The organism is Variovorax ureilyticus (assembly GCF_037889935.1).
Taxonomy (GTDB): Bacteria; Pseudomonadota; Gammaproteobacteria; order Burkholderiales; family Burkholderiaceae_C; genus Variovorax; species Variovorax ureilyticus.
In genome coordinates, this window is the sequence record NZ_JBBKZU010000008.1 from 141,144 (window position 1) to 163,058 (window position 21,915).

Below are 21,915 nucleotides of genomic sequence, written 5' to 3' on the forward strand. Positions count from 1 at the left end.
GGATCGGCGATGCAGCCCGCGCTGACCTACGACCCACATCCCTCCGCGCCGAGGCTGCGCCTGCCCGCCGGCGCCTGCGACGCGCATGTCCACGTCTTCGGTCCGGCGGCACGCTTTCCCTTTGCGCAAGACCGCAGCTTCACTCCGGCGGATGCGCCCAAGGAAACACTGTTCGCGCTGCACCGCCACCTCGGCATCGATCGCTGCGTGATCGTCCAGTCGCTTTGCCATGGCTTCGACAACCGGGTGGTGGAAGACGCCATTGCCGCAGGTGGGGGCAACTACCTTGGAGTGGCATTGCTTGCGCTGGACGTGCCCGATCAGGAACTGGCGCGGCTCGCCGGCGCCGGGTTCAGGGGTGTTCGCTTCAACTTCGCGAGGAATGCCGGCGCGGCCTTCGATGTGGACGGTGTCGTCGCGTTCGGCCGGCGCCTGGAGCCGCTGGGGATGCACCTCCAGGTGCACTTCGAGCGCGGCCTGATCCATGACCTGGCCGGCCCCTTGGCGCGCAGCGCCGTGCCGGTGGTGATCGATCACATGGCGCGTGCCGACGCGGCTGCAGGCCCTTCGCATCCTGACTTTGTCGCGCTTCGCACGACACTGGAGAACCCGTTGTTCCGGGTCAAGGTCAGCGGCATCGACCGGATTTCACGCGCCGCCGGCTATGCCGACGGTATTGCACTCGCCCATCTGCTGGTCCGTGATTTTCCGGATCGCTGCTTCTGGGGCACCGACTGGCCGCATCCCTTGCACGATCACGTCCCGGACGATGGCGAACTGGTCGATGCGCTGGAACGGATCGCTCCCGAGCCCGCGGCTCGGGAGCGCCTGCTGGTGCACAACCCTGAAGCCTTCTACCGCTTCGGAGTTCATTCCTGACATGAGCAAAAGGGACCGGGGGCGATGCATCCGGTCCCTTCTCGATCGCTCGGGCGGGGCGGTCAAGGCGGGCAGGTGGCCAGCGGCACTACATGAGCGCGAAGAAGCGCATGACGACCTGCGCGGGACGCCGCACGCCGACACCGACGAACATCCGTTCGCAGATCCAATTCAGCGTTGGAGACGAAGTCTCGAAGCGCGGATTGCAGCGAAAGTAGACCTGCGCCGGATCGACCGGCTCGCCGCGCAGCAGCTTCGCCATCACGTCGGCGGGAGCGGCGCGCACCGCGTGGTTCTGCACGTAGATCAGGTCGCCTGCATCGGTCTCGAGGCCGTAGCGCGCGTCGAGTTCGGACAGCGTCTCGCTCACGATGAGCTGGAAATCGGTGCCGCCGGGCAGCACGCGGGCCGTCCAGCCGTTGCCGCGTGCCTGACCGCCGGTGATCGGCACCAGCCGGCGCATGCCGCGCGCGCTCTGGCTGAGCACCTGGGGCTTGCCGACTTCGACTTCGAGGTCGGCGAAATGGTCGAAGGAGGGTGGGGCGAGCGGATCGGTGGTGCTCATGCCTTCAATCCTCCGCGCTGGCCTTGTCGAGCATCGCGACGATGTCGGCATCGAGCTTCAACTGCGCTGCCGCGACCAGCTCGTCCAACTGTTCGATCGAGGTGGCGCTCGCGATCGGCGCGGTGACCGAGGGCCGTGCGATCTGCCAGGCCAACGCGATCTGGCCGGGCTTCGCGCCGGTCGCTTTGGCGGCCTGGTCGAGCGCACCGAGGATGCGCAGCCCGCGCGGGTTGAGGTACTTCTTCGTCGTGCTGGCGCCGCGCGCGCTCTTGGCGGCATCGGCCTCTGTCCGGTATTTGCCGGTGAGGAAGCCGGCCGCCAGCGCGTAGAAGTTGATCACGCCGACGCCGCGTGCGAGGCACAGCGGCTCCAGCTCCTTCTCGAACACCGCGCGGTCGTAGAGGTTGTAGAGCGGCTGCAGGCTCTCGTAGCGCGGCAGCCCCGCCTTTTCGGCGACGTCGAGCGCTTCGGCCAGGCGCGAGGCGGTGAAGTTCGATGCACCGATCGCGCGCACCTTGCCGGCCTGGATCAACTCCGCGAAGGCAGCGGCGGTGTCCGCCAGCGGCGTGTCGGGATCGTCATCGTGCGACTGGTACAGATCGATATGGTCGCACTTCAGCCGGCGCAGCGATGCGTCGACCGCCTCGCGGATGTAGGCCGGCGAGAGGCCCTGCTTGCCTTCGCCCATCGGCTTGCCGAGCTTGGTCGCGAGCACCACTCGGTTGCGCTTGCCGGTCTGCCTGAGCCATTTGCCGATGAGGGTCTCGGATTCGCCCCCGGTGTGGCCCGGCACCCAGCGCGAATACACGTCGGCGGTGTCCACGAAGTTGAAGCCCGCGTCCAGCCACGCGTCGAGCAGCCGGAAGGACATGGCTTCGTCGGCGGTCCAACCGAAGACGTTGCCGCCGAAGGCGAGCGGGGAAACCTGCAGGCCGGAACGGCCGAGGGTGCGCAGTTGCATGGTTCGATTCCTTGGTGGAGGTTCAGACAAAGCCCACGGCGCCGAGCAGCGCCCCGGCGCCGAGAAGCCACAGGAGATGGATGCGCGTGCGCCACACGATCAACGCGGCGGCGCCGGTCAGCAGCCACAGGTGCCAGGCGGGCGTGTCCCCCGAATGGTTGCCCGATGCGAGCACCCAGCCGGTCGCCACCAGCAGGCCCACCACCACGGGCGCCATGCCCTGCTTGAAGGCGCGCACGCCGCGCTTGGTGCGATTGCGGTGGCCCCAGCGTGTCGCGAAGTAGGTGAGGGTGGTGCTCGGCAGCATGATGCCGATCATGGTCGTTGCGAGCCCCAGCAGGCCTGTGAGCCACGCGTGCGGGCCGGCACCGATGCCGCCGCCGGCATTGAGCCCGACATTCCATCCCATCAACGCGACGAACAGCACGTTCGGCCCCGGGGCCGCCTGGGCGATCGCCACGGACGAACTGAATTGCGCATCCGTGAGCCAGCCATGCTGCGCGACGAGGTAGCGGTGCATGTCCGGCACCGTCGTGATCGCGCCGCTGATCGACAGCAGCGAGAGCAGCATGTATTGCGTGAAAAGCGCGAACCAGTCTTGCCAATGCATCGTGATGGTCACGGCTGAAGCCTCCACCAAGTCCACACGCAAGCCGCGCCACCCACGACGATCAGGATCCAGCCGAGCGGCACGCGCATGAGCGCGATGGCGGCGAACACCAGCGCCACGATGCCGAGGCACACCCCGAAGCCCAGCGGATGCTTTCGCAGCGCCGGGATCAGCTTGATGCCTGTCGCGGCGATGAGTCCGCCGGCCACCGCGCCCATGCCGCGCAGCGCGCCGGCCACCTGCGGATTGCCGGCGTAGTGGGCGTAGAGCACCGCGAGCACGAGGATCACGCCCAGCGGCACCGTGAGCATGCCCGCGACCGCCGCGACCGCGCCGCGAAGGCCGAAGTGGCGGTCCCCGATCATGAGGGCGAGGTTGACCACGTTCGGTCCCGGCAGCACCTGCGCGACTGCCCAGTCCTCGAGGAACTCCTCGGCGGTGAGCCACCGCTTCTTCTCGACCATCTCGCGCTGCACCACGGCCAGCACGCCGCCGAAGCCCTGCAGGGCCAGCCAGGTGAAGGAAAGGAAGAGATCGCGAACGGACTGCGGACGCGGCCGGTCGGTCGCCGGTTCCGCAAGATGGAGAGCCTGGTGCATCGCCGGCGATTATGCGCGGCGGCTTCGCGGCGCGCTGGCGGCCAAACGCTGCGACACTGCGCGCATGAAAGCCCTGCGCGCGCTATTCGATCTCTGCCAGCAGTCCTTCGAGTCCTGGCGGGCGGACTACGCCCCGAGCATGGGGGCGGCGCTGGCCTACTACACCGTGTTCTCGCTCGCACCGCTGATCCTGATCGTGATCTCGGTGGTTGGGCTGGTGTTCGGCCGCGACGAGGCGCGCGGCGAGATCATGGAGCAGATCTCCGGCCTCATGGGGGCCGACGGCGCGCGTGCGGTGCAGGTGATGCTGGAGCATCTCAACCGGCCGGCGCAGGGCGTTGTCGCGACGGTGGCCGGCATCGGCCTGTTGATCGTCGGCGCGACCACCGTCTTCGGCGAGCTGCAGGACGCCTTCGACCGGATTTGGCGTGCGCCCGCCAGGAACAGCACCAACGGGCTGCTGAACCTCGTGCGCACGCGGCTGCTGTCGTTCAGCATGATCATGGGCATCGGTTTCCTGCTGATGGTCTCGCTCATCCTCAATGCGGCCCTCGCCGCGCTCGGCGAATGGTGGGCGCCGTATTTCGGCGGCTGGGCGCATGTGGCGCAGAACGTGAACTCCGGCTTCGGCTTCGTGATCGTGACCGTGGGCTTCGCGATGATCTTCAAGATCATGCCGCGCGTGCGAGTCCAATGGCGCGACGTGTGGATCGGCGCGGCCGTCACGGCCGTGCTGTTCACCATCGGCAAGTACCTGATCGGCCTGTACATCGGCAAGACCGGCGTGGCCTCGGGCTACGGCGCGGCGGGGTCGCTGGTGGTGGTGCTGGTGTGGGTGTATTACTCGGCACAGATCTTCCTGCTCGGCGTGGAGTTCACCTGGGTCTACGCGCACGAGTACGGGTCGCTCAAGGGCCGTTCGCGCCCGAGCGCGCACCTGTCACCGATGCGCACGGACGGCACGGACGCCGCCGTTCAGCCCGCGAAGCCGCCGCCGTCGAGATAGGCCTGCTCTTCGGGCGTCGTGCTGCGCCCGAGCATCCTGTTGCGATGCGGAAAGCGCCCGAAGCGGGCGATGAGGTCGCGGTGCAGCACCGCAAAGCGCTGCGTGTTGGCGTCGAGTTCGGCATTGAGCACCACCGAACGCTCCTGATCGGCCAGCACCTCCGAATGCATGAAAGGCAGGTAGAAGAACGGCCGCAGCGGCGGATCGACCTGCCGGTCGTGCCCGGCGTCGATCGCCGCGCGCGCGATCGCCAGCGCCTTGCCGTCGGTCGCGAACATGTGGCCGCTGCCGCGCCAGGCATTGCGCGGGAACTGGTCGAGCAGCACCATCAGCGCGAGCGCGCCTTCGGCATCAACGGCCCAGCCGTCGAGCGCGCCGGTCGCGGCCGCATGGTGCGCGGCTTCGAAGCGCGACTTGAATTCGGCGTCGAAGGCGTCGTCCTTGTCGAACCAGCGGGAAGGGCCCGCCTCCTGCCAGAAAAGGACGACATCGCGGGCGGTGGGGAGTGCATTCATGGGGCAGAAATCATGCCATTGCGGCATCGAATTCGAGTCAATGGCCGACAGCGCGCGCCGGCGATGCTCCCTAAGCTGGCCGTTTGCCAACCAAGGAGATCGCATATGACAAGACGCCATGGCTTCCCTCTTCGCATGCTCGTGGTGACCGGCATCGCGGCCGCCTCCCTCGTGGGGTGCGGGATGATGTCCAGATCCAACACGGTGGCCTTCAGCGGCGCCATGAACGCGGCTAGCGAAGTGCCTCCCAACATGACGCGCGGCAGCGGCATGGCCGAAGCGACGCTGAACAAGGAGACGAACGTCCTGAAGTACAAGATCACCTACGACGGTCTCAGCGGCCCGGCCACGGCCGCGCATTTCCACGGCCCGGCCTCGGCCGGCGCGAATGCGGCCGTGGTGGTGCCTTTCACGAACGCCTCTAGCCCGATCGAGGGCACGGCGACGCTCACGCCCGCACAGGCCGCCGACCTGATGGCTGGGCGGTGGTACGCCAACGTCCACACCGCCGCGAATCCGGGCGGCGAGATCCGCGGCCAGATGCTGCCGAAGATGTAGCGCTTCGGGAGGCGGAGGTCAGGCGGTCTGGTGTCCAATGGCGCCATGGCCACGAAGAAAAAATCCTCTTCCTCCTCATCCGCCGCATCCAACGCTTCGTCCGCCCGCCCCGGGTCCAGCTTCGACTTCGCCACCGTCAAGAAGGCGCTCGTCCTCCAGGGCGGCGGCGCGCTCGGCGCCTACCAGGCCGGGGTCTATGCGGGGGTCTTCGAGCGGCACAAGTCGCTCGACTGGGTGGCCGGCGTGTCGATCGGTGCGATCAACGCCGCGTTGATCGCCGGCAACGCGCCCGAGATGCGTGTGCAGCGGCTGCGCGAGTTCTGGGATCTGGTCTCGTCCGGCCCGGCGCAGCGCGTGCCCGCGTGGTGGGCGCTCGACCGCTCCTCGTTCAACCAGTGGAGTGCGACTTCTGCCGCGATATTCGGGGTGCCGGGCTTCTTCGAGCCGCGCCGCTCGCCATCATTGCTTCTCGGCGCCGCCGCGCCCTTGCTGAGCTACTACGACACCGCACCGCTCAAGTCGACCCTGGAGCGGCTGGTGGACTTCGACCGCATCAATCACGACGGCGTGCGCTTCAGCGTCGGCGCGGTCAACGTGCGCACGGGCAACTCCATCTATTTCGACAACCGCACGCAGCGCATCGGCCCCGAGCACATCATGGCCAGCGGCGCACTGCCGCCGGGCTTCGCGCCGGTGCACATCGACGGCGAGGACTACTGGGACGGCGGCATCGTCTCCAACACGCCGCTTCAGTATGTGCTCGACGCCCATCCGCGCAGCGAGCCGCTGATGGTGTTGCAGGTGGATCTCTTCAGTGCGCGCGGCATCATGCCGCGCACGCTCGCCGAGACCATGGAGCGGCAGAAGGACATCACCTATTCGAGCCGCACGCGGATGAACACCGATGCCTTGGCCTCGAACATGAATCTGCAGCAGGCGCTCGCGGACCTGCTGACCAAGCTGCCGGCGGGGCTGCGCGACGATCCGAGCGTCGCCTCGGTGTGCGCCGCGCTCTCGCACAAGCCGATCGAGATCGTGCACCTCATTTACCGCGACAAGCCCTACGAACTCGAATCCAAGGACTACGAGTTCTCGCGCGCCTCGGTCGACGAGCACTGGGATGCCGGGATGCGCGATATCTGCAATACGCTTGATCATCCCGAATGGCTGGTCAGTGCATCGCAGACCAACGGCGTCACCACCTTCGATCTCACCGAGCCGAACGCGCGCCGAGTGCGCCGTCCGATGAACCTGCCGCACATTCCCGCGGCTGCGGAGTGAACGGGCACGCGCCGTGGAACTGAGGCAGCTGCGCTATTTCGTCAAGGTCTGCGAACTGCGCAGCATGGGGCGCGCGGCGATCGAACTCGGGCTCGCGACCTCCGCGCTGAGCCAGCAGGTGAGTCGGCTCGAAGGCGAGCTTTCGACGCGCCTGCTGAACCGCAGCTCGACCGGCGTCACACCGACCGATGCGGGCATTGCCTTCCTGCAGCAGGCCCACCTCACGCTGCGCCACGCCGACGAAGCGGTGCGCGCGGCGCAGCAGGCGCGGCTGTCGGGCCACGTCAGCATCGGCTTGCCGCCCACCACCGCGTCGGTGCTCGGCGTGCCGTTGATGCGGGCGATGGCCGAGCGCTATCCCGACGTGAGGCTGCATCTGGTCGAGGCGCTCTCGGGCCACCTGGCGGCGATGCTCAACGCCCGGCAACTCGACCTGGCCGTGCAGTTCCAGACCGACACCGCGCGGCGCTGGAGCGTGCTGCCTCTCCTCGACGAGAAGCTGTTCGTCGTCGGCCGGCCCGATCTGCCCGGACTGCCGGGCGGCCGGCAGGTGCGCTTGGCGCAACTGGGGTCGTTGCCGCTGATCATGCCGAGCGCCTCGCACGGCCTGCGCTCGACGCTCGCCGCCGCCTTCGCGCGCGCCAAGGTGGCGCCGCACGTGGTCGCCGAGATCGACGGCCTCGGGCTGCTGATGGACGCGGTGCGGGCCGGCCATGGCGCGACGATCCAGCCGGGTGCGGCAACTGCACGCCTCGCGGATGAAGGCTTGGTGCAGGTGCGCATCGCGGATGCGCAGGTGGGCCGTCGCAATGTGCTGGCGAGCCTTTCGGACGACGAACTCTCGCCGGCCGCGCTCGCCACCCGCGTGGTGATGGTGGACGTCGCGCGTTCGCTGGTGCGCGAAGGCCGCTGGGCCGGGGCGACCCTTCACGAAAACTGAAGACCCCTTGTCTGGGGCGACCTGTCGCCCGGCGCGATGCGATCCTAGAGTTGAGCTCCTCACGAGGAGACAACTGAATGATCGATGTCCTGGTCGTCGGCGGCGGCAACGCGGCCTTGTGCGCGGCGCTGATGGCGCGAGAGGCCGGCGCCAGCGTCCTGCTGCTCGAAGCCTCGCCGCGCGAATGGCGCGGCGGCAATTCCCAGCACACCCGCAACCTGCGCTGCATGCACGAGGCGCCGCAGGACGTGCTGGTCGACGCCTATCCCGAGGAAGAGTACTGGCAGGACCTGCTCAAGGTCACCGGCGGCCTCACCGACGAGCGCCTCGCCCGCATCGCGATCCGCGCGTCGTCCTGCTGCCGCGACTGGATGCGCACCCATGGCGTGCACTTCCAGCCGCCGCTGTCCGGCGCGCTGCATGTGGCGCGCACCAATGCCTTCTTCATGGGCGGCGGCAAGGCGCTGGTCAACGCCTATTTCCGCAGCGCCGAGAAACTCGGCGTGCAGATCCGCTACGACACGCCGGTCGTCTCGGTCGAACTCGACGGCGACCGGTTCGTCGCCGTGCTCACGGCAGGCGGCGAGCGCATCGAGGCGCGCAGCTGTGTGCTCGCGGCGGGCGGTTTCGAATCCAACCGCGAATGGCTCAGCGAGGCCTGGGGCGTGAACGAACGCGGCGAGCGCCCGGCCGAGAACTTCCTCATCCGTGGCACCCGCTTCAACGAAGGCGTGCTGCTCAAGGCCCTGATCGACGCCGGCGCTGATTCGATCGGCGATCCGACGCAGGCGCACATGGTCGCGATCGATGCACGCGCACCGCTCTACGACGGCGGCATCTGCACCCGCATCGACTGCGTCTCGCTCGGCGTGGTGGTCAATCGCGAGGCGAAGCGCTTCTACGACGAAGGGGAGGACTTCTGGCCCAAGCGCTATGCGATCTGGGGCCGGCTCGTGGCGCAGCAGCCCGGGCAGATCGGCTACTCGATCATCGACCGCAAGGCCATCGGCCGCTTCATGCCGCCGGTGTTCCCGGGCACCGTGGCGGACAGCCTGCCCGAACTCGCGCGCAAGCTGGGCCTGCCGGAAGCGGCCTTCGTGGAAACCATCAACGCCTACAACGCGGCCTGCCGCGGCGGCACCTTCGATCACACCGCGCTCGACGACTGCCACACCGAAGGGCTCGCGCCCGCCAAGACGCACTGGGCGCGCCCGATCGACACGCCGCCGTTCTACGGCTATCCGCTGCGGCCCGGCGTGACTTTCACCTATCTCGGCCTGCGCGTGAACGAGGAATCGGCCGTGCACTTCGGCGGCCGGCCGAGTCCGAATCTCTTCGTCGCCGGCGAGATGATGGCCGGCAACGTGCTGGGCAAGGGATACACCGCGGGCGTGGGGATGGCCATCGGCACGGCCTTCGGCCGCATCGCGGGAACGCAGGCCGCCAAGGCCGCAAAGGCCGCAAAGGCCGTCAAGGCCGTAAAGGAGGAGCAGCATGCGCTCGCTTGACGCCTTGACGCGCGAAGCCGCGTCGCTCGCCAGCGGCGGTGGCCGCGCCGTGATCCCGATCCTGAGCGAACGCGAGGCCGAGGTCGGCCGCCAGATGCAGATCTGCAATGCCTGCCGCTACTGCGAAGGCTTCTGCGCCGTCTTCCCGGCGATGACGCGGCGGCTGGAGTTCGGCCACGCCGACATCCACTATCTCGCCAACCTCTGCCACAACTGCGGCGCCTGCCTGCACGCCTGCCAGTACGCTCCGCCGCACGAGTTCGCGGTGAACGTGCCGCGCGCGATGGCCCAGGTGCGCGGGCAGACCTACGCCGACTACGCCTGGCCGCCGTCGCTGGGCAAGCTGTACCAGCGCAACGGGCTCACGCTGTCGCTCGCGCTGGCGGGGGGGCTGGCGCTGTTCCTGATACTGGCCGTGGCGATCAAGGGCACGCTGTGGGGCGCGCCGCTGCAGGGCAACTTCTACAACCTCTTTCCGCACAACCTGCTGGTCGGCCTGTTCGGTCCGGTGTTCCTGTTCGTGGTGTTCGCTCTCGGCATGGGCGTTTCGCGCTTCTGGCGCGAGCTGAAGCCCGCGACCAGCGGCGCGCCGCTCAACGTACCGGCCGCGGCAGAGGCCGCCGATGCAGTGCTGCGGCTGAAGTATCTCGACGGCGGACACGGCGTGGGCTGCCATGACGAGGACGACGCCTATACGCTGCGTCGCCGGCGCTTCCACCACTTCACCTTCTACGGCTTCCTGCTGTGCTTCGCGGCGACATGCGTGGCGACGCTCTATCACTACGTGCTGGGCTGGCACGCGCCCTACGAGCTGCCGAGCCTGCCCAAGCTGCTCGGCGTGGCGGGTGGCGTGAGCCTGATGGTCGGCACCGCGGGTCTGTGGCGGCTCAACCGTCACCGCCATCCGCTGCAATCCGACGCGGCGCAAAAGCCGATGGACCTGGGCTTCATCGCCTTGCTGTTCCTCACCAGCGCGAGCGGCCTTGCGCTCTGGCTCGGCCGCGGCACGCCGGCGCTCGCGCTGCTGCTGTGCCTGCACCTCGGCGCGGTGATGGCGCTCTTCGCCACGCTGCCCTACGGCAAGTTCGCGCACGGCATCTTCCGCACCGCGGCGCTGCTGCGCCACGCGGTCGAGAAACGGCTGCCGAATCCGGTCGGCCTCGGCGCCGACTGACCGATCTTCAGCAAGACCAAGGAGACCCTATGAACAAACGACAACTGCATCTCGCAGGTGCGCTCTTCGCCAGCGCGCTGCTGCTGGCCGGCCCGGCCCGGGCGGATGACTTCCCGCCGACCCGGCCCGTCACGCTGGTGGTCGGCTTCGCCCCCGGCGGGGCGGCCGATGCGGCGGCACGGCTGATCGCGAAGAAGCTCGGCGACAACATCGGCCAGACCGTGATCATCGACAACAAGGCCGGCGCGGGCGGCAACATCGCGCACCAGCACGTGGCGAGCGGGCCTGCCGACGGCACGATGCTGCTGTTCGGCTCCATCGGGCCGCTGACCATCGCGCCGCATGTGATGAAGGTGCGCTACGACCCCTTCAAGGACCTCGCGCCGGTGTCGGGCGGCGTGAACTTTCCCAACGTGCTGGTCGTGCACAAGGCGCTCGGCGTGAAGACGCTGGGCGAGTTCGTCGCACTCGCGAAGAAGAAGCCCGGCAGCGTGGATTTCGCTTCGACCGGCGCCGGCTCGGCCTCGCACCTGGCCGGCGAACTCTTCAACCAGCGCGCAGGTATCGACATGGTCCACGTGCCGTACAAGGGCGGCGCGCCGGCCATGCAGGATCTGATCGGCGAACGCGTGGCCTCCTACTTCTCGGCGCCGCCGACGGCATTGCCACAGGTGGAGGCCGGCCGGTTGATCCCGCTCGCCACCACCGGGCTGACGCGGCCGGCCTACATGCCGGGCATCCCGACGGTGGCGGAATCGGGCTACCCGGGCTTCGAGGCGCTCAACTGGTATGCCTTCGTGGCGCCCGGCAAAACGCCGGCGCCGATCCTCGACCGCTGGAACGCGGAGATCGTGAAGGTGCTCAACGACCCCGGCGTCAAGGAGGCGCTGAACAAGCACGGCCTGACGCCGCAACCGACCACCCGCGCCGAACTCACCGCCTTCATGCGCAAGGAAGACGCGAAGTGGGGCAGCATCGTGCGCGATCGCAGGATCACCGCCGATTGAGTTTTCGCGGTGGCGGCAAAGTGCCGATGGAGGTAGAACCGCAGGCTGCGCGCTTCGCTCGCGCACACATGGCCAAGGAGTTCCCCATGAGCAACGACGACCTGCAGAAGGGCTTCCCGGCATCCGCCCGGACTTTCGAGGATTTCCAGGCCGCGGCGAAAGCGCTCGGGTTCGACGAAGCCTTGATCCGCGAGTGGGCGCCGATGACGGTGCTCGACGAGCACACGCACCCCTTCGACGCGAACGCGCTGGTCACGCAGGGCGAGATGTGGCTGAGCTGCGGTGGCGATACGCGCCACCTGGTGCCGGGCGACACCTTCATGGTGCCGACGGGCACGCCGCATGCCGAGCGCTATGGCTCGCAGGGCGCGACCTACTGGGTCGCGCGGCGCAACCCGCGGTGAAGCGGGCGGGGCTCAGAGCTTCAGCTCCCACGTCTCGCCGACGAGCTGCTGCCCGAAGCCCGCGTAGGGCTCGGATTTCACGAGCCTGAACCCGCGCGCCGCGTAGATGGCGCGTGCCGCGCTGAGGCAGCTGTTGGTCCAGAGCACCATCTTGCGATAGCCCTTGATGCGAGCGAAGGCGATGCATTCGTCGGTGAGCCGCCCGCCCAGGCCGAGGCCGCGCGCCTGCGGCGTGAGGATCAGCATGCGCAGCTGCGCGGTGGTCGCCGACTTGCGCACGACGAAGATCGCGCCGACGCGCTCGCCGTTGAGTTCGGCGATCCAGCAGCGCTCCCAGGCCGGCTGGAACCTGCGCAGGAACTGGCCCGCGATCTCGGCCACCAGCGCCTCGAACTCGCTGTTCCAGCCGTACTCGCGCGCGTAGATCTCGCCGTGCTGCTGCACCACCCAGCCGATGTCGCCCGGGGCGGGGTCGCGCAGGATGGCGGTCTGCGCCTTCGCCGGCGGCGCGGCACCCGGTGCCAGCAAGTGCTGCAGCGTGCCCATGGCGCCGATGAGCTGCGCGCGCTGCGCGGTCGACAGCGGCGAGAGCAGGGCGGCCGCTTCCTCGCGCGACTTCTGCTGCAGCGGCGCAAAGGCGGCATGGCCTGCGTCGGTCAGCCGCAGCAGGCTTTGCCGTGCATCGCGCGGGCTCGCCTCGCGCACCAGCCAGCCCTGCGCCTCGAAGCGGCGAAGGATGCGGCTGAGGTAACCGCCGTCCAGGTGCAGGTCCTTGCCGATCTCGCTGGCGACCGGGGATTCGCGGTGAGCGAGCTCGTACAGCACGCGGACGTCGGTCAGCGACATGTCGCTGCCCAGATAGGGGTCGAGCACGCCGATGCGCCGCGTATAGAAGCGGTTGAATTCGCGGACGGCCTTGACGGCCGACACGTCCGCGGTGTCCGGAAGGGGAGTGCTGGCGGCGTCCATGCTTGCCATTGTCAATTGATTGATTGACAAAAGCAAGCAATTGAAGATCCGGGCCGGCCGTGCGGGAATCGCCTTTAGGGCGACAGTTCCAATGGAAAACCCTAAAATCGAGGGTTGCCCACGAGGCCCCTGCGGCCGACCCCATTCCCGATGAACGCCCCCGTCGACGTCTCCTTTTTCGCGCGCGCCGCCAAGCCGCTGACCAGCTACCGCAAGTACTGGGCGGCCCGTTTCGGCACGGCCAAGTTCCTGCCGACCTCGCGCGCCGAGATGGACGCGCTCGGCTGGGACAGCTGCGACATCATCGTCGTCACCGGCGACGCCTACGTCGACCATCCCAGCTTCGGCATGGCGGTGATCGGCCGCATGCTCGAGGCGCAGGGCTTTCGCGTGGGCATCATCGCGCAGCCCGACTGGCAGAGTGCCGACCCGTTCAAGGTGCTGGGCAAGCCGAACCTGTTCTTCGGCGTGACCGCCGGGAACATGGATTCGATGATCAACCGCTACACGGCCGACCGGAAGATCCGCAGCGACGACGCCTACACGCCCGGCGACGTCGGCGGCCACCGCCCCGACCGCGCGGCGATCGTCTACTCGCAGCGCTGCAAGGAAGCATGGAGCGACGTGCCGATCGTGCTCGGCGGCATCGAAGGGTCGCTGCGCCGCATCGCGCATTACGACTACTGGCAGGACAAGGTTCGCCGCTCGATCGTGGTCGATTCGAAGTGCGACCTGCTGCTCTACGGCAATGCCGAGCGCGCCATCGTCGAGATCGCGCATCGTCTCGCGGCCCGTGAGCCGGTGCATCAGATCACCGATGTGCGCGGCACCTCGTTCGTGCGGCGCGAGACGCCCGAAGGCTGGTTCGAGATCGACTCCACCACGGTGGACGAACCCGGTCGCGTCGAGGCGCACGTCAACCCCTACCTGATGGTCTCCGAGCAGGCCAAGGCCAATGGCGCTACCTGCGTGCGCGAGGACGAGGCGCAGGCCGTTGCCGAAGCCGCGGAGGCCGCAGGCTCGGCCAGCGTCGCGAACGCGGCGATCAAGCCGATCCAGTTCGTCCCCAATCCGGCGCTCCAGGGCAAGGGCAAGGTCAAGGTGCCGCCGCGCGACCGCTCGGTGATTCGCCTGCCTTCGTACGAGCAGGTGCGCGCGGACGCGGTGCTCTACGCGCACGCCAACCGCGTGCTGCATCTGGAAACCAATCCCGGCAACGCGCGCGCGCTGGTGCAGGCGCATGGCGAAGGCACGACCGCGCGCGACGTCTGGATCAACCCGCCGCCGATCCCGCTGACCACGGCCGAGATGGACCACGTCTTCGACCTGCCGTATGCGCGCAGTCCGCATCCGCGCTACGCCGACGGGCACGGCAGCCACGACGGCGCGACGAAGATCCCGGCGTGGGAGATGATCCGCTTCAGCGTGAACATCATGAGAGGCTGCTTCGGCGGCTGCACCTTCTGCTCGATCACCGAGCACGAAGGCCGCATCATCCAGAGCCGTTCCGAAGACTCGATCATCAAGGAGGTCGAGGCCATCCGCGACAGCGTGAAGGGCTTCACCGGCACCATCTCCGACCTCGGCGGGCCGACCGCCAACATGTACCGCATCGGCTGCAAGTCGCCCGAGATCGAGGCCGCCTGCCGCAAGCCGAGCTGCGTGTACCCGGGCATCTGCCAGAACCTCAACACCAACCACGACCCGCTCATCAAGATCTACCGAAGGGCGCGCGCGCTCAAGGGCATCAAGAAGATCCTGATCGGCTCGGGCCTGCGCTACGACCTCGCGGTGCAGTCGCCCGAGTACGTCAAGGAGCTGGTACAGCACCACGTGGGCGGCTACCTCAAGATCGCGCCCGAGCACACCGAGCAGGGCCCGCTCACCAAGATGATGAAGCCCGGAATCGGCAGCTACGACCGCTTCAAGCAGATGTTCGAGAAGTACTCGGCCGAAGCGGGCAAGAAGCAGTACCTGATCCCGTACTTCATCGCCGCGCACCCCGGCACCAGCGACGAGGACATGATGAACCTCGCGCTCTGGCTCAAGAAGAACGGCTTCCGCGCCGACCAGGTGCAGACCTTCTATCCGTCGCCGATGGCCACCGCGACGGCGATGTACCACTCCAACCGCAATCCGCTGCGCAAGATCACGCGCGACAGCGAGACGGTGGACATCGTGCGCGGCGAGAAGCGCCGCCGGCTGCACAAGGCGTTCCTGCGCTATCACGATGCCAACAACTGGCCGTTGCTGCGCGAGGCGCTCAAGGCCATGGGCCGCGCCGACCTGATCGGCAACGGCAAGCATCACCTGATCCCGACCTGGCAGCCGCTGACCGACGGCAGCTACGAGAGCGCGCGCCGCAAGAACTCGACGCCGGTCGCGCTCAAGACGGCGAAGCCCGTCAAGGGCAGGATCCTCACGCAGCACACCGGCCTGCCGCCCCGCGAGACCGGGGCAGGGCGCCCGAAGGCGACACCGGCCAAGCCGATCCGCAAGGGCCGGTAGCCGGCCACCGCGGGCGGTTGGCCGGCAGACCGCGGCCGCGCAGCCGTGTATGGTGTCGTCCATGCACACACCGCTGGCTGCGTTCTTCGCGCGTTTCGGTTTCTGGCTCGTCCTCGGCATGACGGCCTTGAGCGCGATCGATGTGCATGCCAGGCTCGAAGCAGGCTCCGCGCAGGCGATGCGCGATCTTCACCGCAAGTACGCCGACCAACTCGCGAGCAGCCCGCTCAAGCGCCCGGTGGTCATCGACTCGGCGGAGACCGACGGCGGCCTGCAGGGCGACATCTACGCAGTGGTCGACCACCCCATCGACGAAGTGCGACGTGCGCTCGAGCGTTCGTCCCAGTGGTGCGACATGTTGGTGCTGCACATCAACAACCGGCGCTGCCGCGCGATGCGTTCGCCCGACGGCGAAAAGCTCACGCTGAGCGTGGTGCCGCGCTACGACAAGCCGATCGAGCAGGCCTTCGAGCTCACCTTCGTGCACCGCGCCGTCCATGCGACGCGCGACTACCTTCAGGTGGAGCTCCACGCCGAGGAAGGCCCGATGGGCACCAGCCAGTACCGCGTGATGCTCGAAGCGGTCCCGCTCGGCGAGCGCCAGACCTTCCTGCACTTCGCCTACGCCTACGACCACAACATGGTCGCGCGGCTCGCCACCATGGCCTACCTCGCGACCTTCGGCAGCGACAAGGTCGGCTTCACGGTGGTGGGCAAGACGGCCGAGGCCAAGCCCGAGTTCATCAAGGGGCTGCGCGGCCTGATGGAGCGCAATGCCATGCGCTACTTCATCGCGCTGGATGCCTACCTCGATGGCTTCGCGGCACCCGCACCCGAGCGCGCCGACAAGCGCCTGAACACGTGGTTCCAGTCGGTCGAGCAGTATCCGACCCAGCTGCACGAGGTCGACCTCGCGACCTACCTCGCGGTCAAGCGCGAAGACCGCCAGCGCGACGCCGCCGCGGCGCGCTGAGCTTCTTCAGCGCAGCACCAGCACCGGCGTGTGCGAGTGCGTCAGCACGTGCAGGGTCTCGCTTCCCATCAGCAGGCGCTTGATGCCGCGCCGGCCGTGCGAGGCCATCACGATCAGGTCGCAGTGATGCACGCGCGCGGCTTCGATGATGGCTTCGGAGATGAGCTCCGCCTGCATCACGATCGCGCGGGCGCTTTTCACGCCGCGGCTGGCGGCCTTTTCCTTGACGGCATCGACCACGCGCTGCGCCTCGGAGTCGGCCTGCTCGCGCAGGTGCGAGACCTCGGACTGGCTCAGCATGATCGAGCCTTCGAAGTAGCTGGCGGGATAGTGGTGCACCACCTTGACGGCGACGAGTTCCGCCTGCGTGAGGAGCGCCAGATCGATGGCGCTGTTGACCGCCAGTTCCGACAGCTCGGAGCCGTCGGTGGCAACGAGGATGCGTTCATACATGGCGCTGCTCCCCGGGCGGGAGACGCCCGCCCGCACGGGGAGCGTAGTACGGGCGGGCGCACGGGGCAAGGCGCCGGCAGGCGTCTAGGCGGGCTTGCCTAGCCGCGGGATCACTGGCTGACCCAGTGCGTGCCGAACGGGTTCGACGCACCGATCGACGGGAAATCCACGAAGGCCTGGCTGCAGTCGACCACCTTATCGACGTCCACCTTCAGGCTGGCCTGGCCGTTCACCACGATGCGGTTGGCGGTCGAGGCCTGGATCGGAAGGTTCACCGTGTCGAGCGTGAGGTTCGCGTCCGACGAGATCAGCGAGATCAGCGACGGGTCGTCCGCGGCCACCTGCGTCATCGACATGACCAGCGGGTAGGCCGGCAGGTAGCCCGTCGGGTAGGCGGCGGTCGGCGTGAAGTAGCCGCCCGTATTCGCCTCGAAGCCCTGCAGCTTGACCTTGGATTCGCCGAGGATGCGCACGTTGCTCAGTGTGATGTCATGGAAGTTCGGCACCTTCGGAACGCCGCCCGACAGCGCCTTGGTGCTGTAGTAAGGGGTGAAGAGCAAGGCGTTCTGCGCGTTCCTGATGCAGATGTTGCGGTAGTTGATGTTGCTCACCTCGCCGCCGCGCGCGTAGTCGGACTTGATGCGCAGGCCTTCTTCCGAGCCTTGGAAGGAGTTGTCGTAGACCTCCACGTTGGTCACGCCGGCGTTGGTCTCGCTGCCCACCGAGATGCCGTGGCCCCAGTAGATGTGGTTGTGGGCGATCACGATGCCGTAGGCCCGGTCGCTGCGTTTGCCGCGGTTGCCGTCGATGCCGAAGCCGACCGGGTTGGGGTTGTTGCTGCCCTTGAGCGCGATGTCGTCATCGCCGGTGCTCACGTAGTTGTAGGCGAAGACGAAGTTCTTCAGGTAGCCGTCGAAGGACATCTTGGAAGACGAGCTGGTCGTGCTGCCGGTCGTGAGCGCATTGGACTTGGCGCTGGACGCGGAGCCCGGATCGAAGGCGTCGGTGTTCTTCACGTTGTCGGCGTTGAAGGTCTCGCCGGTGTAGAGCGGATTGCCGTTGCCCGCCGGGTTGGCGAAGGCCGCGAGCGTCGGCGTCTGCACCTTGACGTTCCACACCGTGAGGCCATCGACGCCGCTGGGCACCACGTGGAAGTTGGCGCTGTTGTTCAGCGTGATCTTGTAGAGCGTCAGGTTCTTGGCGTAGTTGAACACCATCATCCGGAAGTTCGATTGCGAGCCCGAGCCGGTGGTGCCGTTCTGGACCATGTTGCCGAGGTAGGCGAGGTCCCACCACGTCATGTTGCGCACCGAGGACTTCGAATTGACGAACTCGCCGCCGTTGTCGCAGGCCGTGCCGTCCGGCGCCTGCGTGTTGGTCGCATACGCGGCATAGGTGTTGGAGCAGCTCATGTCCACCTTCATGATCGGGTAGAGCGCGTTGGTGGTGACGATCTCCGCGTAGGCGCGGCTGTCGATGCTGCCTTCGCCGACCACGGCCGAGTTGACCAGGTAGTCGCCGTTGATGAGCGCCTTGCAGTTGCCGGAGCTGCCGGCCTGCGTCGCGCTCACGGCCGTGTTGCCGCAGTACTTGCCCGCTCCGTTCAGGTAGGCCATCACGTCGCGCGTGGCGTAGAGCGTGGCGCCCTTGTCGATCCACAGCGTCACGCCCGAGGGCAGGGTGAGGGGGCCCGAGATGAACCCGTTGCCGGAGCCGCTGCTGTTGACCGTCAGTCGCACCGCGAACTTGCTCGGCTTGTACTGCGGCTTGGCCAACTCTTCGCCGCTGGCGCCCGCGATGTTGATGTTGGGCAGGGCCGCGGCCTTCTGGTCGGCGGTGGCCGAGGCGTCGGCCGCGAGGATGGCCGCGCCGACTTCCGCGTTGACCGCTGCACCGCAGGCATCGAGCGCAGCCTGGATGCGGGCCTGATCCGGGTTGGCGGTTGCCGCGCTGACGGCCTTGCCGACGCCGGCGATCGAGGGGTCTGCTTCGGGTGGCAGCGCGCCGTCCGGGCGCCGCACGAGGTTGTTGCTGGCCTCGAGCGTCGCACAGACCTGGGCATCGGTCGGCAACGCGGGCTCCGGCGGCAGGGCCGGATCGAACGTGGTGGTGCCCACCTGGAAGGCGTTCTTCTGGACGGCCGACGAATCCGAGGACACGGCCGGCGCGCTGACCGGCGTCTGGGTGCCGGTCGAGCCCGAAGTCGCCAGCAGCGCGGCGTTGCCGCTGCTGTTTCCGCCGCCGCAGGCGGAGAGCGAGGCGGCCGCGACCAGCGTCGCGAGGGGGGCCGCGAGCGGCAGGGGCCAGCGTGCGGATCGGGAGGAGGTGGGAGACGTCTTCATCGGAAGTCCTTCTGCGGTGGTGGTTGTCGAAGATCGGTGGGCGGCCTGCCGCCGCCGCGGCCGGGAAGGGGGCGAACGGGCGTGACTCATCCCGGCGCGCAGCGAGATCGCAGCGCGCCGGAAGCGGCTCAGGAGGAGGGCGTTCAGCGCCGCGGCGGTGCGGCGCCGGACCGGCGGGATGGGGGCGGGAGGGTTTGTCTCATGTGTGTACTTTTAAGATTCGTCAACTGTTGTCGTACAACTGGTGCATTTCATCATGAGCAGATTTGCCCTGTCAATGGGCCTTTTCTCTCGGGAAAAACCCGAGCCGACGCATAGCTTCCGGGCTTCAGTCTTGGTTGTAGTTGTACGATGTCCTAGAACGACCATCGTGATCTGGCGCCACTCCCAACCACGCGCCCGCCTCGCCCTCGGAGGTTCTGGCCAATTAGCCTAGACCGTTATTTAAGGTTTGCTGAGGGGTTCGTTAAGCAATTCTTAAAGGCGCGCAAGAGGCTCGATTCCTAGACTTTCTTCGCAGCAGGAGAGCGCACGGTGCGCCCGCCGCTGAACCGGAAAAGAAGGACTCCCATGAACATCGATCCGCGCGAAATGCGCCAAGTCGCCGCCGCCATCGCACCCCGCATCGACATGTATGCCGGCATCCACAAGGCCCTGCGCGCGCTGATGGCCGACACCCTCCTGGCCCTGGGCCGCATGGACCACGACGACGGCCTCGAACTCGCACAGACGACGCAGCGCGTGCTTGAACTGCTCGAGTTCTGCCGCGCGCACCTCCAGCACGAGAACGACTTCATTCATGCCGCGATGGAATCGCGCGCGGCCGGCTCCAGCGGGCGGATCGCCCACGAGCACCACGAGCACGTCGAGGCGATCGATGCGCTCGCCGACCAGACGACCGCGCTGCTGCAGTGCGCCCCCGCACTGCGTGCCGAACGCACGCTGGCGCTGTACCGGGCCCTGTCGGTCTTCATCGCGCACAACTTCGAGCACATGCATGTCGAAGAGACCGCGCACAACGCGGTGCTCTGGGCGCGCTTCACCGATGCGGAGCTCATGGAGCTGCACGGTGCGCTGGTCGCGTCGATTCCGCCGGAGGAAATGATGTTCGTGATGCGCTGGATGGTGCCTTTCATGAACCCGGCCGAGCGGACCGCGATGCTTGGCGACATGCGCGCCCATGCGCCGGCGCCGGCCTTCGCGGCGGCGCTCGACGTGGTGCGGCCGCACCTGAGCGAGCGCGAATGGGCCAAGCTCGCTGCCAGTCTGGGCCTGTCGGCGCAGTGGTAGACCGTTCAGCCGGCGATCTCTGTGAGCGTGACTGGCCGTTCCACCCGCAGCCTGAAGCGGCCGCGGCCGGTCTTCTCGATGCGCAGGTGCGGGCTGTTTTCGGCAAGCCGCCGTTGCAGCAGCACCAGCCGCGCCTCGAGGTTGTCCGCCAGGTCGGGCAGCCGGATGGACGGGTCGAGCCGCAGTTCGCGGTTGGTGAACTCGGTACGGCCCTCCTGCGAATACTCGCGCAGCAGCTTGCAGAGGATCGCGCCGGCAACGCCCTTGATCAGGTAGCTGTCGGCGATGAACACGCTGTTGTTCGCAAGGTAGTGGCGCACCGGCAGCGGCGCACCGCTGGCCGACGGCACGGCAGGCGGCGCGGGCTCTTCGACGGCGGCAGGCTCGTCGGCCGCGCGCAGCAGTTCCAGCGCGGCGCCGAGATGGCTGGCGACCGCGACGAGCGCATCCTCGTCCTCGAAACCGAATCGCAGTTCGGTCGGGCTTTCGACGAACAGCGCGCCGAGCAGCCGCCCGCCAGAGACGATCGGCGCCGCTAGCTGGCTGTGCGGCTCCGCCAGGCCCGGGAACGGGATCTCGGTTTCGAGCTCGATGCCCGGCTCGGTCGCGCGCAGGCTGCTGCGCACCGCGTGGCTGTAGCTCGCGGCATTCGTCATGTGGCTGATCCGCACCGGCGTGCGTTCGCGCGCTGCCACGCCGATCACGCCATGGCCCATCTCGATTTCCGAGCCGATGCCCGAGGTGGCGTAGCCGCAGCTCGCCACCGTGTAGAGGCGCTGCGTGGCCGCATCGAGCATCAGCACCATTGCATGGCGCACACCGAGGTGATCGTTGAGCGCGGCGAGCACCGTCTGCAGCAGCTCGTCGGTGGCGCAGCAGCCGGCCATGCGCTCGGTGGCGCGACGCACACCGGCGAGCAGGCTGGGCTTGGGATGGGCGACCGGGGCGAGCCGTTCTCCTTCGACGCTCTCGACTGCCTCCACCTCGTAGACGTCGGAACCGAGCAGTTTGAACACGCCTGCCATGCCTGAATGCGAGGCAATGCCCGCGAGCTGTGCCTTCATGCGCTCGAACAGGGGGCCGCCGGATTCGGTCCGCAGGTAGCGAAGTCTCAAGCGGTAGAAGGCCGCGGCGACCGGGTCCATCAGCAGCACGCTCGCGTAGGGATTGGCGAGGATGTTCTTCCGCGTCTTGTTGAAGAACTGATAGGACAGCGCCACATGCCGGTCGTCCACGAAATGCACCTGCGAGATCAGGGCGACGTTGGGCGTGCCGTCCTCGGCGCAGGTCGCCATCATGGCCGGGATCGCGCCTTCGAAGCAGGCGCGGATGTCGTTCAGCGACGGCGTACAGGTGCTCATTGCGCTCGCGGC

The 21,915-nt window shown here is 67.9% G+C and carries 21 protein-coding genes; 12 read left to right on the plus strand and 9 right to left on the minus strand.

Annotation, left to right across the window (positions count from 1 at the left end):
* Window positions 1-9: 9 nt before the first annotated feature.
* The gene (locus tag WKW77_RS19435; RefSeq protein ID WP_340358507.1) at window positions 10-879 is read left to right on the plus strand and encodes an amidohydrolase family protein; all 870 of its coding nucleotides are present in this window, start codon (window positions 10-12) and stop codon (window positions 877-879) included.
* A gap of 88 nt (window positions 880-967) precedes the next feature.
* Here WKW77_RS19435 and WKW77_RS19440 read toward each other — a convergent pair whose 3' ends face one another.
* The 4 genes from WKW77_RS19440 to WKW77_RS19455 are packed head-to-tail and all read right to left on the minus strand — an operon-like array spanning window position 968 to window position 3,614.
* Window positions 968-1,444 (minus strand): DUF3237 domain-containing protein, encoded by a 477-nt coding sequence (locus tag WKW77_RS19440; protein ID WP_340358508.1) that lies wholly within the window; start codon window positions 1,442-1,444, stop codon window positions 968-970.
* Window positions 1,445-1,448: 4 nt separating this feature from the next.
* On the minus strand, window positions 1,449-2,405 hold the full coding sequence (locus tag WKW77_RS19445) for an aldo/keto reductase (protein WP_340358509.1): 957 nt from the start codon (window positions 2,403-2,405) through the stop codon (window positions 1,449-1,451).
* Window positions 2,406-2,427: 22 nt separating this feature from the next.
* Window positions 2,428-3,015 (minus strand): chromate transporter, encoded by a 588-nt coding sequence (locus WKW77_RS19450; RefSeq protein ID WP_340358670.1) that lies wholly within the window; start codon window positions 3,013-3,015, stop codon window positions 2,428-2,430.
* 8 nt (window positions 3,016-3,023) lie between these two features.
* Entirely contained in the window at window positions 3,024-3,614 is a 591-nt protein-coding gene (locus tag WKW77_RS19455) for a chromate transporter (protein WP_340358510.1), read from the minus strand.
* Between the two features lie 64 nt (window positions 3,615-3,678).
* Between WKW77_RS19455 and WKW77_RS19460 the strand changes: the two genes are divergently transcribed.
* Entirely contained in the window at window positions 3,679-4,620 is a 942-nt protein-coding gene (locus WKW77_RS19460; RefSeq protein WP_340358511.1) for a YihY/virulence factor BrkB family protein, read from the plus strand.
* Here WKW77_RS19460 and WKW77_RS19465 read toward each other — a convergent pair.
* The gene (locus tag WKW77_RS19465; RefSeq protein ID WP_340358512.1) at window positions 4,590-5,135 is read right to left on the minus strand and encodes a DUF924 family protein; all 546 of its coding nucleotides are present in this window, start codon (window positions 5,133-5,135) and stop codon (window positions 4,590-4,592) included. The genes WKW77_RS19460 and WKW77_RS19465 overlap by 31 nt on opposite strands.
* Before the next feature lie 105 nt (window positions 5,136-5,240).
* Between WKW77_RS19465 and WKW77_RS19470 the strand changes: the two genes are divergently transcribed.
* From WKW77_RS19470 to WKW77_RS19500, 7 genes are all read left to right on the plus strand, one after another.
* On the plus strand, window positions 5,241-5,693 hold the full coding sequence (locus tag WKW77_RS19470) for a CHRD domain-containing protein (RefSeq protein ID WP_340358513.1): 453 nt from the start codon (window positions 5,241-5,243) through the stop codon (window positions 5,691-5,693).
* A gap of 45 nt (window positions 5,694-5,738) precedes the next feature.
* Window positions 5,739-6,974, plus strand: coding sequence for a patatin-like phospholipase family protein (locus WKW77_RS19475; RefSeq protein WP_340358514.1), 1,236 nt, complete (start codon window positions 5,739-5,741; stop codon window positions 6,972-6,974).
* Between the two features lie 13 nt (window positions 6,975-6,987).
* On the plus strand, window positions 6,988-7,914 hold the full coding sequence (locus WKW77_RS19480; protein WP_340358515.1) for a LysR family transcriptional regulator: 927 nt from the start codon (window positions 6,988-6,990) through the stop codon (window positions 7,912-7,914).
* Window positions 7,915-7,991: 77 nt separating this feature from the next.
* Complete coding sequence (gene tcuA / locus WKW77_RS19485; RefSeq protein WP_340358516.1) at window positions 7,992-9,422, plus strand: FAD-dependent tricarballylate dehydrogenase TcuA; 1,431 nt, start codon at window positions 7,992-7,994, stop codon at window positions 9,420-9,422.
* Complete coding sequence (tcuB, locus tag WKW77_RS19490; RefSeq protein WP_340358517.1) at window positions 9,409-10,596, plus strand: tricarballylate utilization 4Fe-4S protein TcuB; 1,188 nt, start codon at window positions 9,409-9,411, stop codon at window positions 10,594-10,596. The genes tcuA and tcuB overlap by 14 nt, the downstream gene beginning before the upstream one ends.
* A gap of 29 nt (window positions 10,597-10,625) precedes the next feature.
* Window positions 10,626-11,603 (plus strand): Bug family tripartite tricarboxylate transporter substrate binding protein, encoded by a 978-nt coding sequence (locus WKW77_RS19495; protein WP_340358518.1) that lies wholly within the window; start codon window positions 10,626-10,628, stop codon window positions 11,601-11,603.
* An 86-nt stretch (window positions 11,604-11,689) separates the two neighbouring features.
* Window positions 11,690-12,007 carry a cupin domain-containing protein gene (locus WKW77_RS19500; RefSeq protein ID WP_340358519.1) on the plus strand — a complete coding sequence of 106 codons (318 nt, stop codon included), beginning with the start codon at window positions 11,690-11,692 and terminating at the stop codon, window positions 12,005-12,007.
* Between the two features lie 12 nt (window positions 12,008-12,019).
* Here the strand turns inward: WKW77_RS19500 and WKW77_RS19505 are convergent, their stop codons facing one another.
* Window positions 12,020-12,976: a bifunctional helix-turn-helix transcriptional regulator/GNAT family N-acetyltransferase gene (locus WKW77_RS19505; RefSeq protein WP_422823233.1), complete on the minus strand. Its 957-nt coding sequence runs from the start codon at window positions 12,974-12,976 to the stop codon at window positions 12,020-12,022.
* 150 nt (window positions 12,977-13,126) lie between these two features.
* Between WKW77_RS19505 and WKW77_RS19510 the strand changes: the two genes are divergently transcribed.
* Both WKW77_RS19510 and WKW77_RS19515 read left to right on the plus strand, forming a co-directional pair.
* On the plus strand, window positions 13,127-15,484 hold the full coding sequence (locus WKW77_RS19510; RefSeq protein ID WP_340358521.1) for a YgiQ family radical SAM protein: 2,358 nt from the start codon (window positions 13,127-13,129) through the stop codon (window positions 15,482-15,484).
* Between the two features lie 61 nt (window positions 15,485-15,545).
* A complete protein-coding gene (locus WKW77_RS19515) occupies window positions 15,546-16,457 on the plus strand; it encodes a hypothetical protein (protein ID WP_340358522.1) in 912 nt (303 codons plus the stop codon).
* 6 nt (window positions 16,458-16,463) lie between these two features.
* On the opposite strand, the gene WKW77_RS19520 is transcribed toward WKW77_RS19515, so the two are convergent.
* Both WKW77_RS19520 and WKW77_RS19525 read right to left on the minus strand, forming a co-directional pair.
* Window positions 16,464-16,910, minus strand: coding sequence for a universal stress protein (locus tag WKW77_RS19520; RefSeq protein ID WP_340358523.1), 447 nt, complete (start codon window positions 16,908-16,910; stop codon window positions 16,464-16,466).
* Between the two features lie 110 nt (window positions 16,911-17,020).
* Window positions 17,021-19,252, minus strand: coding sequence for a glycoside hydrolase family 28 protein (locus WKW77_RS19525; protein ID WP_340358524.1), 2,232 nt, complete (start codon window positions 19,250-19,252; stop codon window positions 17,021-17,023).
* A 570-nt stretch (window positions 19,253-19,822) separates the two neighbouring features.
* Between WKW77_RS19525 and WKW77_RS19530 the strand changes: the two genes are divergently transcribed.
* The gene (locus WKW77_RS19530) at window positions 19,823-20,542 is read left to right on the plus strand and encodes a hemerythrin domain-containing protein (RefSeq protein ID WP_340358525.1); all 720 of its coding nucleotides are present in this window, start codon (window positions 19,823-19,825) and stop codon (window positions 20,540-20,542) included.
* A 5-nt stretch (window positions 20,543-20,547) separates the two neighbouring features.
* Here WKW77_RS19530 and WKW77_RS19535 read toward each other — a convergent pair whose 3' ends face one another.
* The gene (locus WKW77_RS19535) at window positions 20,548-21,903 is read right to left on the minus strand and encodes a GAF domain-containing protein (RefSeq protein WP_340358526.1); all 1,356 of its coding nucleotides are present in this window, start codon (window positions 21,901-21,903) and stop codon (window positions 20,548-20,550) included.
* Between the last annotated feature and the right edge of the window lie 12 nt (window positions 21,904-21,915).

Coding starts and splice junctions, on each gene's coding strand:
- WKW77_RS19435 (WP_340358507.1), top strand. CDS start 10: ATGCAGCCCGCGCTGACCTACGACCCACATCCCTCCGCGCCGAGGCTG.
- WKW77_RS19495 (WP_340358518.1), top strand. CDS start 10,626: ATGAACAAACGACAACTGCATCTCGCAGGTGCGCTCTTCGCCAGCGCG.
- WKW77_RS19515 (WP_340358522.1), top strand. CDS start 15,546: ATGCACACACCGCTGGCTGCGTTCTTCGCGCGTTTCGGTTTCTGGCTC.
- WKW77_RS19510 (WP_340358521.1), top strand. CDS start 13,127: ATGAACGCCCCCGTCGACGTCTCCTTTTTCGCGCGCGCCGCCAAGCCG.
- WKW77_RS19470 (WP_340358513.1), top strand. CDS start 5,241: ATGACAAGACGCCATGGCTTCCCTCTTCGCATGCTCGTGGTGACCGGC.
- WKW77_RS19450 (WP_340358670.1), bottom strand. CDS start 3,015: ATGCATTGGCAAGACTGGTTCGCGCTTTTCACGCAATACATGCTGCTC.
- WKW77_RS19460 (WP_340358511.1), top strand. CDS start 3,679: ATGAAAGCCCTGCGCGCGCTATTCGATCTCTGCCAGCAGTCCTTCGAG.
- tcuB (WP_340358517.1), top strand. CDS start 9,409: ATGCGCTCGCTTGACGCCTTGACGCGCGAAGCCGCGTCGCTCGCCAGC.
- WKW77_RS19500 (WP_340358519.1), top strand. CDS start 11,690: ATGAGCAACGACGACCTGCAGAAGGGCTTCCCGGCATCCGCCCGGACT.
- WKW77_RS19525 (WP_340358524.1), bottom strand. CDS start 19,252: ATGAAGACGTCTCCCACCTCCTCCCGATCCGCACGCTGGCCCCTGCCG.
- WKW77_RS19475 (WP_340358514.1), top strand. CDS start 5,739: ATGGCCACGAAGAAAAAATCCTCTTCCTCCTCATCCGCCGCATCCAAC.
- WKW77_RS19530 (WP_340358525.1), top strand. CDS start 19,823: ATGAACATCGATCCGCGCGAAATGCGCCAAGTCGCCGCCGCCATCGCA.
- WKW77_RS19535 (WP_340358526.1), bottom strand. CDS start 21,903: ATGAGCACCTGTACGCCGTCGCTGAACGACATCCGCGCCTGCTTCGAA.
- WKW77_RS19520 (WP_340358523.1), bottom strand. CDS start 16,910: ATGTATGAACGCATCCTCGTTGCCACCGACGGCTCCGAGCTGTCGGAA.
- WKW77_RS19505 (WP_422823233.1), bottom strand. CDS start 12,976: ATGGACGCCGCCAGCACTCCCCTTCCGGACACCGCGGACGTGTCGGCC.
- WKW77_RS19440 (WP_340358508.1), bottom strand. CDS start 1,444: ATGAGCACCACCGATCCGCTCGCCCCACCCTCCTTCGACCATTTCGCC.
- WKW77_RS19445 (WP_340358509.1), bottom strand. CDS start 2,405: ATGCAACTGCGCACCCTCGGCCGTTCCGGCCTGCAGGTTTCCCCGCTC.
- WKW77_RS19455 (WP_340358510.1), bottom strand. CDS start 3,614: ATGCACCAGGCTCTCCATCTTGCGGAACCGGCGACCGACCGGCCGCGT.
- WKW77_RS19465 (WP_340358512.1), bottom strand. CDS start 5,135: ATGAATGCACTCCCCACCGCCCGCGATGTCGTCCTTTTCTGGCAGGAG.
- tcuA (WP_340358516.1), top strand. CDS start 7,992: ATGATCGATGTCCTGGTCGTCGGCGGCGGCAACGCGGCCTTGTGCGCG.